Raw genomic sequence first — 17,053 nt, 5'->3', positions numbered from 1 at the left:
GACTATGTTTCTAGACTGTATAACAAACTTAGTTGGCAGAGAATTTTTCAAATAGGAAGCTTGCAGGTTTAACACCTTCTGCATCTAACCAGCCACGTACCGCTTCTACCATTGGCACTGGACCACATAGGTAGATGTCTACATCACCACCGTTGAGCCATTCGTTTTCGATATGGCCAGTCACGTAACCTTTACGCTCGTGTGCAGATTCTGGATTTGCCACTACAGTGCGGTACTCGAACCAAGAGAATTTTTCTTGTAGTTCGTTTAATTTTTCAATTGCAACCAAGTCAAAGTCATTGGTCACACCAAAAACTAAACGTACAGGGTGCTCAGAACCTTTTTCTTCAAGTACTTGCAGCATAGACATAAATGGTGCGATACCTGTACCACCTGCTAACATCACTACAGGGCGTGCTACATTACGTAAGTAGAAGCTACCAAATGGACCCGTAAAGGTCATTTTGTCGCCAGCTTTGGCATTTTGGCTTAAGAATTCGCTCATTTTGCCGTTTGGTACGTTACGTACTACAAAACCAGTTAAGCGGTTACCAGGCTTAGAGCTGAAAGAATATGAACGGGTTTCTGTTGTACCAGGAATACCCACATTCACGTATTGACCTGCAAGGAAGTGAATGTCTGGTTGACCTTCATCTAACTGAATGTCAAAAGTAATGGTCGAGTCAGATAAGTTTTCGACACGAGCCAAAGTACCTTCAAATGCATGAATTTCAGTTTTACATACATCAGAAGTTGCTTGAATTTGGAATACTGCGTCAGAAGTTGGTTTACATTGGCATGCAAGAATGTAGCCTTGTTCAGCTTCTTCTGGTGTCAATGCATCTTCAATATAAGTTTCTTCAGGCATGTCATACGAACCTGATTCACAAAACGCACGGCACGTTCCACATGCACCGTCACGGCAGTCCAAAGGAATATTGATCTTTTGACGGTAAGCTGCGTCTGACAGTGTTTCACCATCTGTAACAGAAATAAAACGTGTAACGCCATCTTCAAATTGAAGTGCAACATTGTGGTTTGACATGGCTGAATATCCTATATAAATCTTTGAAACTAGACCTTTCAGCCAAGATTCCATCTGGCTGAAAGGTTTTTACCTTGCTGTAAATGAATACAGTCTTAGAGGTGGTAGATATCGATTACTTGGTTGATGTAATCGTTTTTCAGCACCACGTACTTGCTTAAAATTTGCGGTTTGTCGCCAGAAAAATCGATTTCATAGCGTGACATACCAAAGTAGCTGTAGTTAGTTTTGTAACGGAAACTTAAAGTGTTCCAGTTAAAACGTACAGTGACTTTATCGCCATCACGTTCAACAATTTCAATGTTGCTGATGTTGTGGCTTGTGCGTGTATCTGGCATGGTTGCAGATGAACGCTCAGTTTTGATACGGAACACACGGTCTTCTAAACCTTGACGGTCTGGATAGTAAATCAAAGAGATTTCAGACTGTGGATCTTGAGTTAAACGGTCATCGTCATCCCAAGCTGGCATCCAGAAAGAAGCAGTAGGAGCGTAGCACTGTAACCACTCATCCCATTGCTCATCATCTAAAAAGCGAGCTTCTTGATAAAGGAACTGCGCAACTTTTTCTAAAGTGATGTCGCTCATGCGTTTTCTCCTTCAGTAGATGCCGCAATTTCTTTTTCAGTTGTGATGCCTTGTTTGATGAGTTCTAACCAGTGTTGGTGCTGAGCAAGGTATAAACCTTCGTCTTCAGTTTTAATACCAGACAGTTTTGGTTTTAAACCAATTTCGTTGGCTGCATCGTCTGGACCTTGGATCCAATGCTTAGAGCCACGGCACATATCGTTCCACTCAAGTGCGATACCTGCGTAACCTGCTTGACATGCACGGAATTCTTCAAGATCGTCTGGGGTTGCCATACCTGATGCGTTAAAGAAATCTTCGTACTGACGGATACGGCGTGCGCGTGCTTCTGGCTCTTCACCTACAGGTGCGATACAGTAAATTGTCACTTCAGTCTTATCTACAGACAGCGGACGTAACACACGAATTTGTGAACCGAACTGATCCATGAAGTACACGTTTGGATAGATACACAAGTTACGTGAACGTTCGATCATCCATTTCGCCATTGCTTCACCGTATTGCTCGGTGTATTCATCTTTCTTGGCAAAGTTAGGACGGTCTTCTGGGTTAGCCCATTGAGTCCAAAGGAGCATGTGACCATTTTCAAAGCCGTAAGAACCACCGCCTTGTTTGCCCCATGAACCTGCGCTCATTGCACGGATGTTATCGCCAGCTTCTTTTTCTTTACGTTGCTGAGTTGTTGCAGCGTAGTTCCAGTGTACTGCAGACACGTGGTAACCATCGGCACCGTTTTCAGCAGTTAACTTCCAGTTACCTTCATAGGTGTAAGTCGAAGAACCACGTAAAACTTCAAGACCTTGTTGAGATTGACCCACAATCATGTCAATGATTTTAGTCGCTTCGCCTAGGTATTCTTCTAAAGAAGGAACATCTGGGTTTAAGCTACCAAACAAGAAACCTTTATAGCTTTCAAAGCGGGCAACTTTTTTCAAGTCGTGTGAACCGTCTTTGTTAAAGCAATCTGAATAACCTGCATCTGCTGGGTCTTTTACTTTTAACAACTTACCAGAGTTGTTGAAAGTCCAACCGTGGAATGGGCAAGTATAAGTTGCTTTGTTACCACGCTTGTAACGACATAATTGTGCACCACGGTGTGAACACGAGTTGATCATGGCATTCAATTCGCCATTGCGGTTACGCGCAATGATGATTGGCTGACGACCAATGTAAGTGGTGTAGTAGTCATTGTTGTTTGGAATTTGGCTTTCATGTGCCAAATAAACCCAGTTGCCTTCAAAAATGTATTTCATTTCTAGGTCAAACAGGGCTTGGTCTGTGAATACTGAACGGTGTAATTTAAATTCACCAGATTCAAAATCATCAACCAATAATTCGTCAATACGGTCTAAGTGGCTAGTATTGATAACAGGAATACGAGGCATGTCCTTTCTCCGACTTTCCAAGGAGGGCAGTCATCGGGATGGGGCAACGACCACATCCCGATTCCATTTCAAATTATGCGCTTGCGCGGCGACGTTCAACTTCAGTAGAAGGAACGCCAGCTTGATCTTTCTGAAGAACAATGTTGAACTGGATGTGTTTGAAAGGACCTTTCAGACCACGTTTTGCAATTTCAGCTTTATCAGTCACGTCAACCGCAGTTGCCACCAGACCTTCACGAGTCGCGAATGCAAAGTCATCCCACAGGTATTGGTCGCCTTCAATATTGAATTGAGTAGTCAGCTTGCGGTAACCTGGTGCAGATACGAAGTAATGTACGTGCGATGGACGGTTACCGTGACGGCCTAGCTTGTCCAGTACAAACTGAGTTGTACCTTCTGGAGGGCAGCCATAACCCACTGGCATTGTCGTCAATGCAGTATATTGACCATCGGCAGCGGTAATGATGCTGCGACGCAGGTTAAAGTCAGACTGTGACTTGTCAAAGAATGAGTAGTTGCCCAGGCTGTTGGCATGCCAGATTTCAACTTTAGCACCTTCAACACGGTTGCCGTCAGTATCAGTCACTGTACCTTCAATGATCAGCGTCGGGATTTTGCCTTCTTCAGAACCATCGTCCATACGCGCAAAGCTTACTGTTTCAGGTGCGCCAGAGACATAAAGTGGACCTTCAATCGTACGTGGCGTACCGCCAGTAATGCCTGCTTTAGCATCCGCTTCATCAGCACGTAAGTCTAGGTAGTGTTCCAGACCCAAACCTGCAGCCAATAAACCTAATTCGTTCGCTTGACCGGCATCAGTAAAGTATTCCAGACCTTTCCACAGTTCTGACTGAGAAATATCAAGATCTTCGATCGCTTGGAAAAGGTCACCCAATAAACGCACAACAACTTGTTGTACACGTTCATCTACAGGGCCTGTCGCTGTATCAACGTTCATTTGCTTAACTAATGCATCAATTTCTTGGCGATTCATTTTCATTCTCCTTGGAGGTGTGCTTTGGTGGCGAATATCTCTGGACTAAAAACGAGATAATTGGCTGCCACTTTCCTTGTTTACTTGGTTTGCTAAATGTTTACTTTGGTGCTGGAGTAAGGTGCTTACTCCAGTTTCCGAATTAAATCAGGTGTCATCTTCACGAATTGATGAAGGGTGGCGGTTCAATGCCATCACTTCAATATTCATGTAAGGGTAGAGCGGAAGACCTTGCAAAATGTTGTGAAGTTCTTCATTGCTCTCAACATCAAAAATACTGATGTTTGAATACTGGCCAGTAATACGCCAAATATGACGCCATTTACCTTGACGCTGTAATTCCTGTGAATATGCTTTTTCAACGGCTTTAATTTCGTTAGCAGTTTCTGCTGGCATATCCAATGGAATGTTTACATCCATACGTACGTGGAAAAGCATGGGTTTCTCCTAATTACTGACGACGCAAGTTGTCAATTTTGTCTTCATCCAACTCAATGCCTAAACCCGCACCTGTTGGAAGGTGTAATTCAAAGTCTTGGTACTGAAGTGGAGTTTTTAAAATTTCTTCGGTCAGCAATAACGGACCAAATAATTCTGTGCCATACGCTAAATTTTGGAAGGTCGAGAACACATGCGCAGATGCAATCGTGCCGACAGGGCCTTCAAGCATTGTGCCGCCATATAGGTCGATACCTGCCAACTGTGCGATAGTTGCAACTTCACAACCTTCGATTAGGCCAGCAGATTGAGCAACTTTGACTGCAAATACAGATGCAGCATTACGTTTTGCCAATTGATAAGCACTTTGTGGGCCCATCAATGATTCGTCTGCCATGATGGCAATATCAAATTTGCGAGTTAAACGCTCCATGGCATCAATGTTGTCAATTGCACATGGCTGTTCAATCAGGTCTACACCACCATCTTGTAGAAGTTGGATACCTTTAATGGCTTCAAGTTCTGACCAAGCACGGTTTACGTCTACACGAATAGAAACGTCTTTACCCAATGCTTGTTTGATTGCCAATACGTGTTCTACATCTTGTTCTACTGGGCGTGAACCGATTTTGAGCTTGAATGTGTTGTGGCGTTTAGCCGCAATCATTTTTTGTGCTTCAGCGATGTCTTTTTCTGTATCGCCAGATGCAAGTACCCATAACACAGGAACCGAGTTGCGTAGGCGACCACCTAAAATTTCACTTAAAGGTTGGTTTAAGCGCTGCGCTTGAATATCTAATAAAGCAGTTTGAATGGCACATTTCGCAAAACGGTTACCATTGATATTCTTTTTAATGACCTGTAAAGTTTGCGCAACGTTCAAGCCAGCTAAAGTTTTTAGCAATGGTGCGAAATATGTTTCAATATTGGTTTTCACACTTTCTGGGCTTTCTTCACCATAGCCCAAGCCACCAATTGTGGTCGCTTCGCCCCAGCCAACAAAACCATCTTCAGTGGTGATTTTGACTAATACAAGGGTTTGGGTTTGCATGGTTGCAACCGCCATCTTGTGTGGACGGATGGTTGGTATTTCCACCAGCAAAGTTTCTACTGACTTATACATGGTTTGCCCTTCATATCATTGCTTTATTACAGTTATGTGATATACCTTAAAAGAATAAATTGCATTGGTCGAAGATCAAATATGCATTTTTTTATACTTAAAAGGTATTTTGAGCTATGGAACTCAGACATTTACGTTATTTTGTTGCTGTTGTAGAAGAGCAAAGTTTCACCAAGGCAGCAGAAAAACTCTTTATTGCTCAACCACCTTTGAGCAGACAGATCCAAAATTTAGAACAAGAGCTTGGAATTCAACTATTTGAGCGTGGAAGTAGACCGCTTAAGACCACCGAAGCAGGCCAATTCTTTTACCAACATGCCGTTAAACTTTTGTCTAATGCGGAAGAAATCAAGTCGATGACAAAACGTGTCGGTATTGCTGGTCGTACTGTGACTATTGGCTTCGTTGGTTCTTTATTGTTCGGATTATTGTCAAGAATTGTGTATTTGTTTAAGCAGCAGCATCCGCATTTAAAAATAGAAATGGTGGAAATGACCACCAATGACCAAATTCAGGCACTTAAAGAAGGGCGTATAGATGTTGGATTTGGACGCTTAAGAATTTCTGATCCTGCAGTTAAACGTATCTTATTACGTGAAGAACGCTTGATGGTTGCAGTACATTCGAGCCACCCATTTGCGGCACAAAAAGAAGGTGTATATTTGGCGGATGTTGTTGATCAACAACTATTTTTATATCCAAATCACAACAAGCCAAACTTCTCTACCCAAATTCGTGGCGTGTTTTCTGAGTATGGTTTAGAACCTCGCAAAATTCGTGAAGTGCGTGAATTACAATTGGCGTTGGGTTTTGTTGCTGCAGGTGAGGGCTTGTGTATCGTGCCAGAAAGCGCACAAAATATTCATTTGGCACATTTGCACTTTATACCTTTATTAGATGACTCGGCTGTAAGTCCTGTGTTTATGGCAATTCGTAATATGGATGAAAGTGAAGACATTCGATCTTTGTTTGACTGCATTTATCAAGTTTATGATTTGGAAGCAGTTACTTATGATCGCAATGTATTCTAGTAAAGCCATATAAAACAAATATTTATAACTATATTTTTTATATAAAAGCACAGATATTTTTAACAAAATACTGTTATGTGAATTGCCTGAAAAAACTTTTTTAAGCATCACATTACAGTATTTTTTTTCGCCTTGTTATTTTTATCTATTTTAAAATCAATATCTTACAAAACTATAGACTTTTTAGGTATGTATCCATGCCTATTCAGTTTTGGACAAATTTTAACTTATTATTCATTGTGTGCATCTGAGTTGGAGTAACGGACTTCACAATTAGGAGGTGAAGCAAGATGCAAAGCAATAAAATTAATATTAATACCTTGATTGACGAGGCCAAGTTCACGCCATTCCATTGGGGCGTATTGTTTTGGTGTTTGATGATCATTATTTTTGACGGTTACGACTTGGTCATTTATGGGGTTGCATTACCACTACTGATGCAAGAGTGGGCGCTCAGTGCAGTACAAGCAGGTTTACTGGCCAGTACGGCATTGTTTGGCATGATGTTTGGTGCCATGACCTTCGGTACCTTATCGGACAAGTTAGGTCGTAAAAAGACCATCATGATCTGTGTGGCTATTTTCAGTGGCTTTACATTCTTAGGTGCGTTTGCAAGTAATCCAGTTGAATTTGGTATTTTACGTTTCCTTGCTGGGCTTGGTATTGGCGGTGTAATGCCAAACGTTGTGGCCCTTATGACAGAATATGCGCCAAAGCGTATTCGTAGTACTTTGGTTGCGCTGATGTTTAGTGGTTATGCCATTGGCGGTATGACTTCAGCATTGTTGGGTGCATGGTTAGTGCCAGAGTTTGGTTGGAAAATCATGTTTTACATCGCAATTATTCCATTGGTGGCTTTACCATTAATTTGGAAATTCTTGCCTGAGTCACTCATGTATTTGACCAACAAGAAAGAATTAGAGCAAACCCGTAACATCGTACAAAAGATTTCACCTACACAACAATTGAATGGTGACACTGAATTCGTATTGAACGAAGTGATCAAAGGTGACGAAGCTCCTGTAAAAGCATTGTTCCAACAAGGTCGTACTTTCAGTACCTTCATGTTCTGGGTTGCATTCTTCATGTGCCTATTGATGGTATATGCATTGGGCAGCTGGTTACCAAAATTGATGATCCAAGCAGGTTACTCACTTGGTGCAAGTATGATCTTCCTATTCGCACTGAATATTGGTGGCATGATTGGCGCAATTGGTGGTGGTGCATTGGCTGACCGCTTCCATATCAAAAAAGTACTCACCATTATGTTTATCTGTGGTGCAGCAGCATTAATTCTGCTTGGCTTTAACAGTCCACAAATTGTGTTGTACACCTTAATTGCAGTTGCTGGGGCAGCAACCATTGGTTCACAAATCTTACTTTATACTTTCGTCGCACAATATTACCCATCTACTGTACGTTCTACAGGTATGGGCTGGGCATCAGGTATTGGTCGCATCGGTGCAATCGTTGGGCCAGTACTCACAGGTGCACTATTAACCATGAATTTACCGCACCAAATGAACTTCTTTGCTATTGCGATTCCAGGTGTAATTGCTGCCTTAGCAATCTTCATGGTGAATTTAAAAACGTCTGTAGAAGCTAAAGCCGCTGCGGAGCCTACTGTAGAAAGCAATCCAGTCGCACAAAAAGCAACCCAATAATTTCTTTACCTTTCCATTAATCTACAGTCATCAATGATATAGATCGCCATCGTAAGAGATGGTGATCTGTTGCTAGAATTTGATGGCACAATAACAAGTGAGTTTAGGATGAACGCGAAAATATTAACCCAATCTACACATTTTCAATCTACAACGGTTCGACCAACAATGCAGCGTACGCTCATGATGAGCATGATTGCATTGAGCATGGGCGGTATGAGTGTTGCAGCACAAGCGCAAACTCAACAGCAAAAAGAAATTGAACAACTTAGACAAGAAGTTCAGGCTTTACGTGGTTTGATTGAGCAGCAAAAAGTACAAAATGCACAAACTGCAACAGCAATTGCCAATGTGCAACGTACTGCAGCAGCGCCAGTTGCTAATCCTGTGTTAAAAACTGCCAAAGGTGCCGAATTTAATCTATATGGTAATGTGCGTTTAGATGCTTCTTATCAGGTAGAAGGTGGCGCTAAAGATATGCCGTATAACCAAATTAACGGTGTACCACTTGAAGGCAATAAAGAACAAAGTGATCGTTTAAGATCAACACTTTCTGCAACCCGTTTAGGTTTAGATTTTAAAAGCCCTGTGGGTGAACAAGACGTAAAAGGTAAACTTGAAGTTGACTTCTTAGGTGGAGCAAACCTTGATAACTTACGTATTCGCCATGCTTATTTGAACTATGGGAATTGGTTGATTGGTCAAACTTGGTCAAACTTTGCAATTCCAGACTATATGCCAGAAACCATTGATGCTTTGGCGTATGTTGGTGGTGCGGTGAAACGTACACCACAAGTACGCTATACAACAAAGTTTAGCCCACAAACCAATTTGGTGGTTGCAGCTGAAGACCCTAAAGACAGTTCAATCAGCCAGCGTTTACCTGCATTAACTGCGCGTTTAAATCATCAATTTGCAGATAATTTAAATGTCAGCGTACGTGCGATGGGACATGAAAAACGTGTCAATTCTGATGAAGAAATGGCATGGGGTGTCGGTGTAGGTGCTAAATACGATGTTGTACCGGGCACGACTTTAAAAGCCGATTATTACCATGTAAAAGGTGATAGCAGCTTTGTATCATTTACCAACAAAGGTGTTGCTGTTACTAACCTTGATGACAAAGGTGCGATTACTGCAACGAGTGCTATCGCAGCGCAAAGTGAATTCGATTCAATTATGGTCGGTATTACACAAAAGTTTGGTGACAAAGTGCATGGCACTTTGGGTTATGGTTATATGAGTTTTGACAAAGACCCTAACTACATTGCAGCAACGAAAGACACAACCACGATTAACAAAGACTTATGGCAAGCTTGGGCAAACGTATTCTATAGCCCACGTAAACCGTTAAGCTTTGGTTTAGAATATGTTTATGGTGAGCGTGAAGCATTTGGTGAAGCAGCAAATGGCAGCAAAACAGGTGAAGATAATCGTTTAAATCTTGTAGCTATTTATAACTTCTAAAATTGTACTGTAAACCACAAAAGAGCTGAGCCAAAAACTCAGCTCTTTTTTTATTGTCGGGTGATAGGCTTGGCAATTAGGCATGAGTATATTGCGTGATGTGCTGTTGTATCACCTCAGACAAAACATCCAATGCAGCAGCAATATCACTGTTCCAAGCAAAAGAGCAGTTTAAACGAATAAAGTTCTGGCTGACCTGTTCAGAACGGAATAACTGACTTGGCGCAATGCCAATCTTGTTTTGAATCAATAGCTGATAAATCGTATAGCCATCTATATATGCAGGCAGTTCAATCCATAAAAAGTATCCACTAGAATAGTAGTGAATTTTGCAGGTTGGGTTTAAGCGTTGTTTCAACTGCTGATAAAACACTTTTTTGTGTTTTTCTAATTGCTTGCGTAATTTACGCAAATGTTTTTCATAATGATGATGTGACAGAAAATCGACCAAAGTGTTTTGCAGTAAGGGACTTGCAGAAACCGTGCTCATGAGTTGCAAATGCTGAATAGCATTGGAAAATTGACCTGCATAAACCCAACCGACCCGCACAGCAGAACCCAAAGTTTTAGAAAAAGAAGCGCAATGCAGTACGCGTTGTTGTCGGTCAAAATACTTCATGGGCAGTGGTTTTTGCGTACCGTAATACAATTCTTGATAGACATCATCTTCAATTAAATACACTTGATATTCTTCAAGCAAACTCGCAATACGTTGCTTAATTTCATCTCTGACACTAAAGCCAATAGGGTTATGAATATTCAACATCAACCAGCAGACTTTAATTGGGTATTGTTTTAAGGCTTGTTCAAATGAGTCTAAATCGAAACCTGAAACAGGGTGTTCTGGAATGGTAATCACCTGTAAACCAAGACGTTCAGCCGCTTGCCATGCACCATAAAAAATAGTTTCTTGTAATAGAATAAAATCTCCAGGTTTGGTCAAAGCTTGTAATGACAAATTGAGCGCATCTAATGCGCCAGATGTAATGACAATGTCATTTGCATGGGTGGGTATGCCTTGTAAACAGTAGCGATTTGCAATTATGGTTCTTAATTCATAATTGCCCGGTGGCATGTGGTCGTGGCTAAAATAACTGCTTTTTCGCTTGGCGTGCTGCGCTAAAATTTGCATTAACTTTGGGTTAAACAGTAATTCTGCATTGGGAAAGGCAGAGCCTAAAGGACTGACATCTGCAGACTGAATTGATTTTAAATAGCCAAAGACCAAAGAGTTCATTTGAATATGTGCATTTAAACTCAAACTGCTTGGTACAGGTCGTTCAGTTTGATTGAGACGTTCTGCGACATAAAACCCCGACTTTTGTTTAGCGTAAACCAATCCCTGAGCTTCAAGTTCTTGATAAGCGTTTAGCACGGTCATTAAGCTATAACCACTGATTTGTGATTGTTCTCTTAACGAAGGTAACTTGCTATGTGCTTTCCATGCACCATTTTCAATGAGTTGCCGAATGTTCAACGCCAATTGTTCAGATTTATACATGGTATGACTCAAGCATTTTTTGCAGCTGTTACTTATTTTGATCTATTTTTAGGTTTAAAACATTAAATAATTTCTTTTTTTATAACAGATTGGCATGTATCTAAAATCAACTGTTATAGTTTTTAATGAATATTTTGTATCTACAGCAATGCTTTAGAATTTTACATAATCTGTATATCCCCATAATCTGGCTAGATTGGAGTCGATATGCAAGAAGATAACTCACGCAAACCACAGAAATATGCCGATAGCAGTATTTCAGACAAAGCATTTAAGCACATGATTATTTGGTTTACCGTGTATGTAGCTTTATTTTGTATCGGCGTGGCTGTTGTGGTGAATTTAGATAAGTTCTAAACAGTTTTTGAATAACAGCACACCTATAATCGCTTCAAGATATGAAAAACATTCATTTGAATTTTAATGAATGTTTTTTTTGTTTATAAAAGAGATCGTAAGCGCATAACTCAAAAGCAATAAAGATCGCAAAAATAACGGAATAGGCGTAAATTATAACTTTATCAGTAAAGCATTTGTGGTTGCAATGATTTCGAGTTGGGTGCTCTTTACCTTAATGGCTGCATTTATGCAGGCATGGCGCAATGCCTTTCAAAAACAACTCAGCACAAGTGTAGATGTTTATGGCGTGACTTTGGCACGTTTTATTTTTGCCTTGCCTTTTGCACTGGCGTATTTAAGCATTTTACAATGGCAGCAGCCTGTACAAGCAAAACTGCATTTTAGTTCGGTGTTTTGGCTGTATATCATTATTGCAGCAGTGTGTCAGATTTTAGCCACGGCTTTAATGGTAAAACTGTTTCAACAAAAAAATTACGCAGTAGGTGTCGGGCTTGCCAAAAGTGAAGCAGTTTTAGCCGCAATTGTAGGCGTGATTTTCTTACAAGAACATTTAAGTGCATTGGCTTGGTTCGGCGTTGCGATAGGCGGTATTGCGGTATTTCTACTCAGTAAAGGCAATCAACGCAGTGATTTTTCATTCACGACTTTAGCCATTGGAATCGGTAGTGGACTCAGCTTCGCGGTGACTTCTTTATTGGTGCGTGAAGCCAGTCTAGAACTCGATTTCTTACCGTTTATTCATCGTGCTGCATGGGTTTTGGTGTGGGTTATTGGCTTACAATGTTTTATCTTATTGGCTTTTTTAGGCATATTTAAACGACATACCTTATATGCCATGTGGCAGCGGGTTGGATTAACTTTTAAAGTGAGCGTCTGCAGTTTTTTAGCATCATTGGGCTGGTTTAGTGCCATGAGTATGCAAACTGTGGCGATTGTGAAAACACTCGGACAAATTGAAATATTATTCAGCTTACTTATTTCAGCGTATTTCTTTAAAGAAAAACTTGCTCGTACCGATCATTGGGGATTGGGATTGGTCGTGCTTGCGGCAATGTTGGTTATTTGGGCGTAGCATCATATTTCAAAGCTAAGTAATTTCAAATTCATGTCATATCCGTTGCACTTCATTTGAGCATCTCAGAAATATAAAAATAAAGATTCTCTATCCGTACAATCTCGTTAGAATACTCACAGCTTATCTTAGAGAATTGTCATGTCTAAACCACAGCAAAAGCAAAAAAACTCAGCCTTGGCAGAATTGATAGAAGAACAAAAACTGCTCTGTGAAGAATTTGGTTCAGCCTATATTGCAGTGAGTGGCGATGATGTTGTCGCAGTTGCAGTCCAGACCTTAAATAAAGACCCAATTGTGGGCTTGCGTAAAGCGCCAGAAGGTGAAGAAAAAGTCGCGTGGTACATTTATGGCGGTGAATTGGGTGAAGATGAAGTGAACTTTGAAACCATGCCTGTGCGCGAGTTGCAAGATATTTTGCCTGACGTGCTTCCATATCTGGCTTTAGAACAAGGCTACCGCTTTATGATTGATGCTGATGACTATGAAGATGTCTGGAAAGAAGGCGATGAGTCTTAAGCTTATGCGCATGTCGAACATGGCAAAAATATCGGTGAGCATTATGCTTGGACTGCAAAGTCTGAGCGTAATGGCACAAGGTATTCAAGCGCAGCAGTTGGCACCTGAAGCATCATCTACACCTATTACAATTCCACATACAGCCAATGGGTTGACCCAAACACAATATCAAGATTTGTTAAATCAATACACGCAAATTGTGAATGACAGCAAAAAAATATTGGATGATCCTACGAGCCAAGCAACGGCAGAACAACAAAAACAGGCATTTTGTGCACGCTATCACGCCTATAAAAATATTGCTGAAATTTCCGAGTACAATCCAAACTTGTATCCTGCACCTGTGATGTTAATGGTGGCAAAGCGTTATTTAGAACAGCAGCACAACAGTTTCACGGCTTCAGGTATGACTGAACAAGTTTTTTGTGCAGGAGCTACATCTAAATAGTGTGATCTGCCTTATAAGTGAATAGCAAATTTAAAGATTGAAGATGCAGGCGTATAAAACCCCAAAAACTGGGGATTCCTTTTAAGCAGATTGTGAAGTCATACTTCATTTTTTATCAATTTTCATGCAAAACTAACTTTGCAAAGACTGTAGAATCTTTTAACTTGCAGGTAGTGAACTGAGGGATAGGCGACATAGATGAAATGGGATGAAATTGGCGAGCAGCCTTGTTCGATTGCACGAACCTTGTCGGTGATTGGTGACCGTTGGACGATGCTGATTATTCGTAATGCCTTTATGGGCATGCGTCGCTTTGATGATTTTCAACAACATTTGGGCGTAACGCGGCATGTATTGTCAGATCGTTTAAAGCGTTTGGTGGAACATGAAATTTTAGTCAAAGTGCCTTATGTAGAGCGCCAAGAACGTTTTGAATATAAATTGACAGAGAAGGGCTTGGAGCTTTATCCCTTAATGCTGTCTATGGCAAATTGGGCAGATAAATGGATGGATCAAGGTTTAGGTAAGCCTGTGGAATACATCCATAAAAATTGTGCTAAGACGTTTCAACCTGTCGTGGTATGTTCGGAATGTGGTGAAGAACTGCATGCCAAGCAAGTAAAACCACATTTTACCCCAGTGTATTATCAGTACATCCAAGCACAGCAGAATTTAAAACAAGCCTAAATCAGTGCTGTATTAATCAGCAACAGTTTGTCTATAAGCAGTTGGCTGGTTTAGGAATACCCGCTAAACGACTTAAATGCCGTGCCACCAAACCTGTATTAAATTTTTCCTGCAAAACAGCGTTGTTAATCTCTGGGCTTACAGTTTTCATTAAAAATTTGATTAAAGGACGGGTTGCAGGTGAGTGTCCAAATTGCTGATAAAATTGGCGTACAGCGTGCAAAACTTCAAAATGCCAAGCTGTGAGTTCAAGCTCTAAACTTTGCGCCAATTCTTGCGCCACTTGTTCATTCCAGACAGTGTAATCCAGCAAATGTCCATCTTGATCTAATTCTAGTGTCATCTCTTGTTTCATTCACCCTTAAAAATGCTTTGCATTGGTTTCATATCATTACGGCTTGCTATTTTAAGCTGATACAGCGCTGATGTGCTAAACACAGCGTTGCAAAAGCTGCATAATTAATCGGCTGTACATTTTCCGCCAAATGACCATTCAATATTTCTGCATCATTTTCCAGTACATATATTTTGTCTAGCTGGGCACAGAGTGGATGTTGCTGATGCAATACCGCATCACCCATAAGTACAACGCTGTCTTGCGGAACATACAAGGCATTTAGCTCTGCTAAAATTGTTGCGGTGCTATCAAAGCTCGCTTGGATTAAATATAAATTTGCGTCAGACATGCTTTTCTCTTTAGATGTTTAGATATGGTCAAATGATCAATCAGATTGTTAAACCACCGATCAACCTACCAATATAAAACCCGATCAAAGGTTTGAATCAGCTCCCGATTCAGTTCCACCCATTCAATTTCATGTACCGTATTTTTGATAAACGGCGAGTTAGCATGTTTATTTTCAATCAAAATTGGGCTGAGGTCATAAAACTCAAAGCTATCGACCAAATTGGATGCCACTTTAAAAGCATGTTTTAGTGAATCAAATGCCAGTTCCGACTGTAATAGGCTTAATGCCGCATCTTGTAATAACACTTTGACTTCACAACCAAAAGTTGCCAGTACCATTGTTGCAGACAAGCTTTCATGCACTTGTAAGCTGTTTAAATTGGCCTGACGTAAAACCACGAGTACAGTTTTCACACAATTTACCTTTTAAATGCAACAGATTTACAAAATGAATCGCTTAAAATTGAATCAGGCGTTTTGTGCTTTGCACTGCATCGGCCAGTTCGCCCAAGCCAACCAATTCAAAGCCTGCGGCTAAATTGTGTTGGCTCAGTTGATGGCGTTTGGCATTGTCTGCATCGCTAATACCACGTGCCAGTGCGGCACTTACACATACGGGTAAACGAATAGACAATTTTTGCCATTCTGTTTTGAGGTTGCGTTGATCATCGGGTACCCATTGCAACTCATTCGCTACAGCAACGCCATCTTGATAAAAAAACACACGAAAAGCCTCATTTTTCTGTTGTAAGGCTTGAGCAAGACCGAGTGCATGCCATGCATGAATAGAGGTTGGTGCGGAGGTTATTAGTAATAAGGTGCTCATCAAAATTCACTAATGCAATGTGCCAAGGCGCATTCAGACTTTATAAAAAAAGGTAGTATAAATGATTTTAGTGACTGGTGGTTTAGGCTTTATAGGCTCACACATTGCATTAAGCCTAATGGCTCAAGGGCAAGAGGTCATTATTGTAGATAATTTATCCAATGCAAGTATGCAGACTTTAGAGCGACTTGAATATATTGCAGGGCGTTATGTGCCTTTTGCCAAACTGGATGTAAGAAATACGCCTGCGCTGAACAAAGTTTTTGAACAATATTCGATTATTGCGGTGGTGCATTGTGCAGGGTTTAAATCTTTAGAAGAATCGGTGCTTAAACCACTGGAATATTATAACGATAACGTCAGTTGTATTATGAGTTTATTGCGTTCCATGCAACGTACAGGTGTGCGTCGTTTAGTGCATCTTTCAAGTATAGCGGTCTATGGCAAGTCAGGATTGAATCTGGAAGAAAGCCAGAGTTTTAATTACACCTATGCCAATCCGTATGTGAAATCTCAGCAGATGGTTGAAGAAATCATCCGCGATACTTTTAGAACCGATAATGAATGGAATATTGCTATTTTGCGCTTGAGTAATATAGCAGGTGCATTTGAACACGGCATTTTAGGTGAAGTCGTTGCTCCGTTACCTAAAAATATTATTCCTTTGGCGATGCAAGTCGCAGTACAGCAGCGTGAAGCGATTGAATTACGTCAGCAAGCTAATACTGCAGATCAAACTGTAGAACGTAGCTTTGTGCACGTACTCGATGCCTGTGATGCTGTGATTGCAAGCCTGCATTGGTTATTTGAGCAAACGCATAGCTGTGAAGCTTTTAATATTGCGGGAGAAGTGGTTTCAATTCAACAATTACTTGCACGTATTAGTGAAGTCACTGACACTGAAATTGCTACAGTTCCTGCAATTCATTATGAATATCCTGAGTTAGATCAGTTAGGTGCAGTCGTAGATAAGGCACAACAATATTTACACTGGCAGCCAAAACGTAGTCTGGAAAAAATGCTAGAGGATGAATGGCGTTTTTATCAAAATACGCTTAAGCATTAAAAGTAAGCGCTATAAAATTCGTTGAGATGCGATTCACGAAGCCTCATAGCTGAAACAGATACAATGCAACGGAATTATTGATAATAATTATCATTTACTAGGCTGTCTGTTTTTTATAAGATCGAGATAAGAGCACATGACATCATTGAAAT

Annotated in this window: 20 protein-coding genes; 9 read left to right on the top strand and 11 right to left on the bottom strand. The window is 40.7% G+C overall.

All coding sequences use genetic code 11. The annotated features are described in order from the left end of the window. Nucleotides 1-28: 28 nt before the first annotated feature. The 6 genes from benC to FTU92_RS02870 all read right to left on the bottom strand — a co-directional run bounded on the left by benC (nucleotide 29) and on the right by FTU92_RS02870 (nucleotide 5,572). Nucleotides 29-1,045, bottom strand: coding sequence for a benzoate 1,2-dioxygenase electron transfer component BenC (gene benC / locus FTU92_RS02895; protein ID WP_019837573.1), 1,017 nt, complete (start codon nucleotides 1,043-1,045; stop codon nucleotides 29-31). 95 nt (nucleotides 1,046-1,140) lie between these two features. Next, nucleotides 1,141-1,632: a benzoate 1,2-dioxygenase small subunit gene (gene benB, locus FTU92_RS02890; RefSeq protein ID WP_178319048.1), complete on the bottom strand. Its 492-nt coding sequence runs from the start codon at nucleotides 1,630-1,632 to the stop codon at nucleotides 1,141-1,143. After that, entirely contained in the window at nucleotides 1,629-3,017 is a 1,389-nt protein-coding gene (benA, locus tag FTU92_RS02885) for a benzoate 1,2-dioxygenase large subunit (protein WP_180095588.1), read from the bottom strand. Before benA ends, benB begins: the two co-directional genes overlap by 4 nt. 73 nt (nucleotides 3,018-3,090) lie before the next feature. Continuing rightward, nucleotides 3,091-4,011: a catechol 1,2-dioxygenase gene (catA, locus tag FTU92_RS02880; protein WP_180095586.1), complete on the bottom strand. Its 921-nt coding sequence runs from the start codon at nucleotides 4,009-4,011 to the stop codon at nucleotides 3,091-3,093. A gap of 147 nt (nucleotides 4,012-4,158) precedes the next feature. Next, on the bottom strand, nucleotides 4,159-4,449 hold the full coding sequence (catC, locus tag FTU92_RS02875) for a muconolactone Delta-isomerase (protein WP_096901615.1): 291 nt from the start codon (nucleotides 4,447-4,449) through the stop codon (nucleotides 4,159-4,161). Between the two features lie 13 nt (nucleotides 4,450-4,462). Further along, the gene (locus tag FTU92_RS02870; protein ID WP_104851981.1) at nucleotides 4,463-5,572 is read right to left on the bottom strand and encodes a muconate/chloromuconate family cycloisomerase; all 1,110 of its coding nucleotides are present in this window, start codon (nucleotides 5,570-5,572) and stop codon (nucleotides 4,463-4,465) included. A gap of 116 nt (nucleotides 5,573-5,688) precedes the next feature. Between FTU92_RS02870 and FTU92_RS02865 the strand changes: the two genes are divergently transcribed. The 3 genes from FTU92_RS02865 (at nucleotide 5,689) to FTU92_RS02855 (ending at nucleotide 9,734) form a co-directional block, all read left to right on the top strand. Next, the gene (locus FTU92_RS02865; protein WP_104851980.1) at nucleotides 5,689-6,603 is read left to right on the top strand and encodes a LysR family transcriptional regulator; all 915 of its coding nucleotides are present in this window, start codon (nucleotides 5,689-5,691) and stop codon (nucleotides 6,601-6,603) included. 290 nt (nucleotides 6,604-6,893) lie between these two features. Further along, entirely contained in the window at nucleotides 6,894-8,267 is a 1,374-nt protein-coding gene (locus tag FTU92_RS02860; protein WP_180095584.1) for an MFS transporter, read from the top strand. Nucleotides 8,268-8,375: 108 nt separating this feature from the next. After that, a complete protein-coding gene (locus tag FTU92_RS02855; RefSeq protein WP_257218739.1) occupies nucleotides 8,376-9,734 on the top strand; it encodes a DcaP family trimeric outer membrane transporter in 1,359 nt (452 codons plus the stop codon). A 76-nt stretch (nucleotides 9,735-9,810) separates the two neighbouring features. Here the strand turns inward: FTU92_RS02855 and FTU92_RS02850 are convergent, their stop codons facing one another. After that, the gene (locus tag FTU92_RS02850; RefSeq protein WP_180051374.1) at nucleotides 9,811-11,235 is read right to left on the bottom strand and encodes a PLP-dependent aminotransferase family protein; all 1,425 of its coding nucleotides are present in this window, start codon (nucleotides 11,233-11,235) and stop codon (nucleotides 9,811-9,813) included. 207 nt (nucleotides 11,236-11,442) lie between these two features. Between FTU92_RS02850 and FTU92_RS02845 the strand changes: the two genes are divergently transcribed. From FTU92_RS02845 to FTU92_RS02825, 5 genes are all read left to right on the top strand, one after another. After that, nucleotides 11,443-11,592 (top strand): hypothetical protein, encoded by a 150-nt coding sequence (locus FTU92_RS02845; RefSeq protein ID WP_004973540.1) that lies wholly within the window; start codon nucleotides 11,443-11,445, stop codon nucleotides 11,590-11,592. Between the two features lie 187 nt (nucleotides 11,593-11,779). After that, nucleotides 11,780-12,667, top strand: a complete 888-nt coding sequence (locus FTU92_RS02840) for a DMT family transporter (RefSeq protein WP_096901623.1) — start codon at nucleotides 11,780-11,782, stop codon at nucleotides 12,665-12,667. A 141-nt stretch (nucleotides 12,668-12,808) separates the two neighbouring features. Then, on the top strand, nucleotides 12,809-13,186 hold the full coding sequence (locus FTU92_RS02835) for a hypothetical protein (protein ID WP_096902818.1): 378 nt from the start codon (nucleotides 12,809-12,811) through the stop codon (nucleotides 13,184-13,186). Next, a complete protein-coding gene (locus tag FTU92_RS02830; RefSeq protein WP_225543361.1) occupies nucleotides 13,176-13,634 on the top strand; it encodes a hypothetical protein in 459 nt (152 codons plus the stop codon). Before FTU92_RS02835 ends, FTU92_RS02830 begins: the two co-directional genes overlap by 11 nt. Nucleotides 13,635-13,832: 198 nt before the next feature. Continuing rightward, nucleotides 13,833-14,321, top strand: coding sequence for a helix-turn-helix domain-containing protein (locus FTU92_RS02825; protein ID WP_004973550.1), 489 nt, complete (start codon nucleotides 13,833-13,835; stop codon nucleotides 14,319-14,321). A 31-nt stretch (nucleotides 14,322-14,352) separates the two neighbouring features. Here FTU92_RS02825 and FTU92_RS02820 read toward each other — a convergent pair whose 3' ends face one another. The 4 genes from FTU92_RS02820 to tusD all read right to left on the bottom strand — a co-directional run bounded on the left by FTU92_RS02820 (nucleotide 14,353) and on the right by tusD (nucleotide 15,835). After that, complete coding sequence (locus FTU92_RS02820; RefSeq protein WP_026438386.1) at nucleotides 14,353-14,664, bottom strand: TusE/DsrC/DsvC family sulfur relay protein; 312 nt, start codon at nucleotides 14,662-14,664, stop codon at nucleotides 14,353-14,355. A 58-nt stretch (nucleotides 14,665-14,722) separates the two neighbouring features. Then, nucleotides 14,723-15,007, bottom strand: a complete 285-nt coding sequence (locus FTU92_RS02815) for a DsrH/TusB family sulfur metabolism protein (protein WP_180095581.1) — start codon at nucleotides 15,005-15,007, stop codon at nucleotides 14,723-14,725. 65 nt (nucleotides 15,008-15,072) lie between these two features. Beyond that, the gene (locus FTU92_RS02810) at nucleotides 15,073-15,423 is read right to left on the bottom strand and encodes a hypothetical protein (RefSeq protein ID WP_004973555.1); all 351 of its coding nucleotides are present in this window, start codon (nucleotides 15,421-15,423) and stop codon (nucleotides 15,073-15,075) included. Between the two features lie 43 nt (nucleotides 15,424-15,466). Further along, nucleotides 15,467-15,835, bottom strand: coding sequence for a sulfurtransferase complex subunit TusD (tusD, locus tag FTU92_RS02805; protein ID WP_104851975.1), 369 nt, complete (start codon nucleotides 15,833-15,835; stop codon nucleotides 15,467-15,469). Nucleotides 15,836-15,896: 61 nt separating this feature from the next. Between tusD and FTU92_RS02800 the strand changes: the two genes are divergently transcribed. Then, complete coding sequence (locus tag FTU92_RS02800) at nucleotides 15,897-16,901, top strand: SDR family NAD(P)-dependent oxidoreductase (protein ID WP_096902815.1); 1,005 nt, start codon at nucleotides 15,897-15,899, stop codon at nucleotides 16,899-16,901. The last annotated feature ends 152 nt before the right edge of the window (nucleotides 16,902-17,053 follow it).

The organism is Acinetobacter sp. YH12205 (assembly GCF_013418125.1).
In the GTDB taxonomy this organism is placed as follows: domain Bacteria; phylum Pseudomonadota; class Gammaproteobacteria; order Pseudomonadales; family Moraxellaceae; genus Acinetobacter; species Acinetobacter towneri.
Note: the sequence above shows the minus strand (reverse complement) of the source record. Positions and strands in the feature narration are given on the sequence as shown.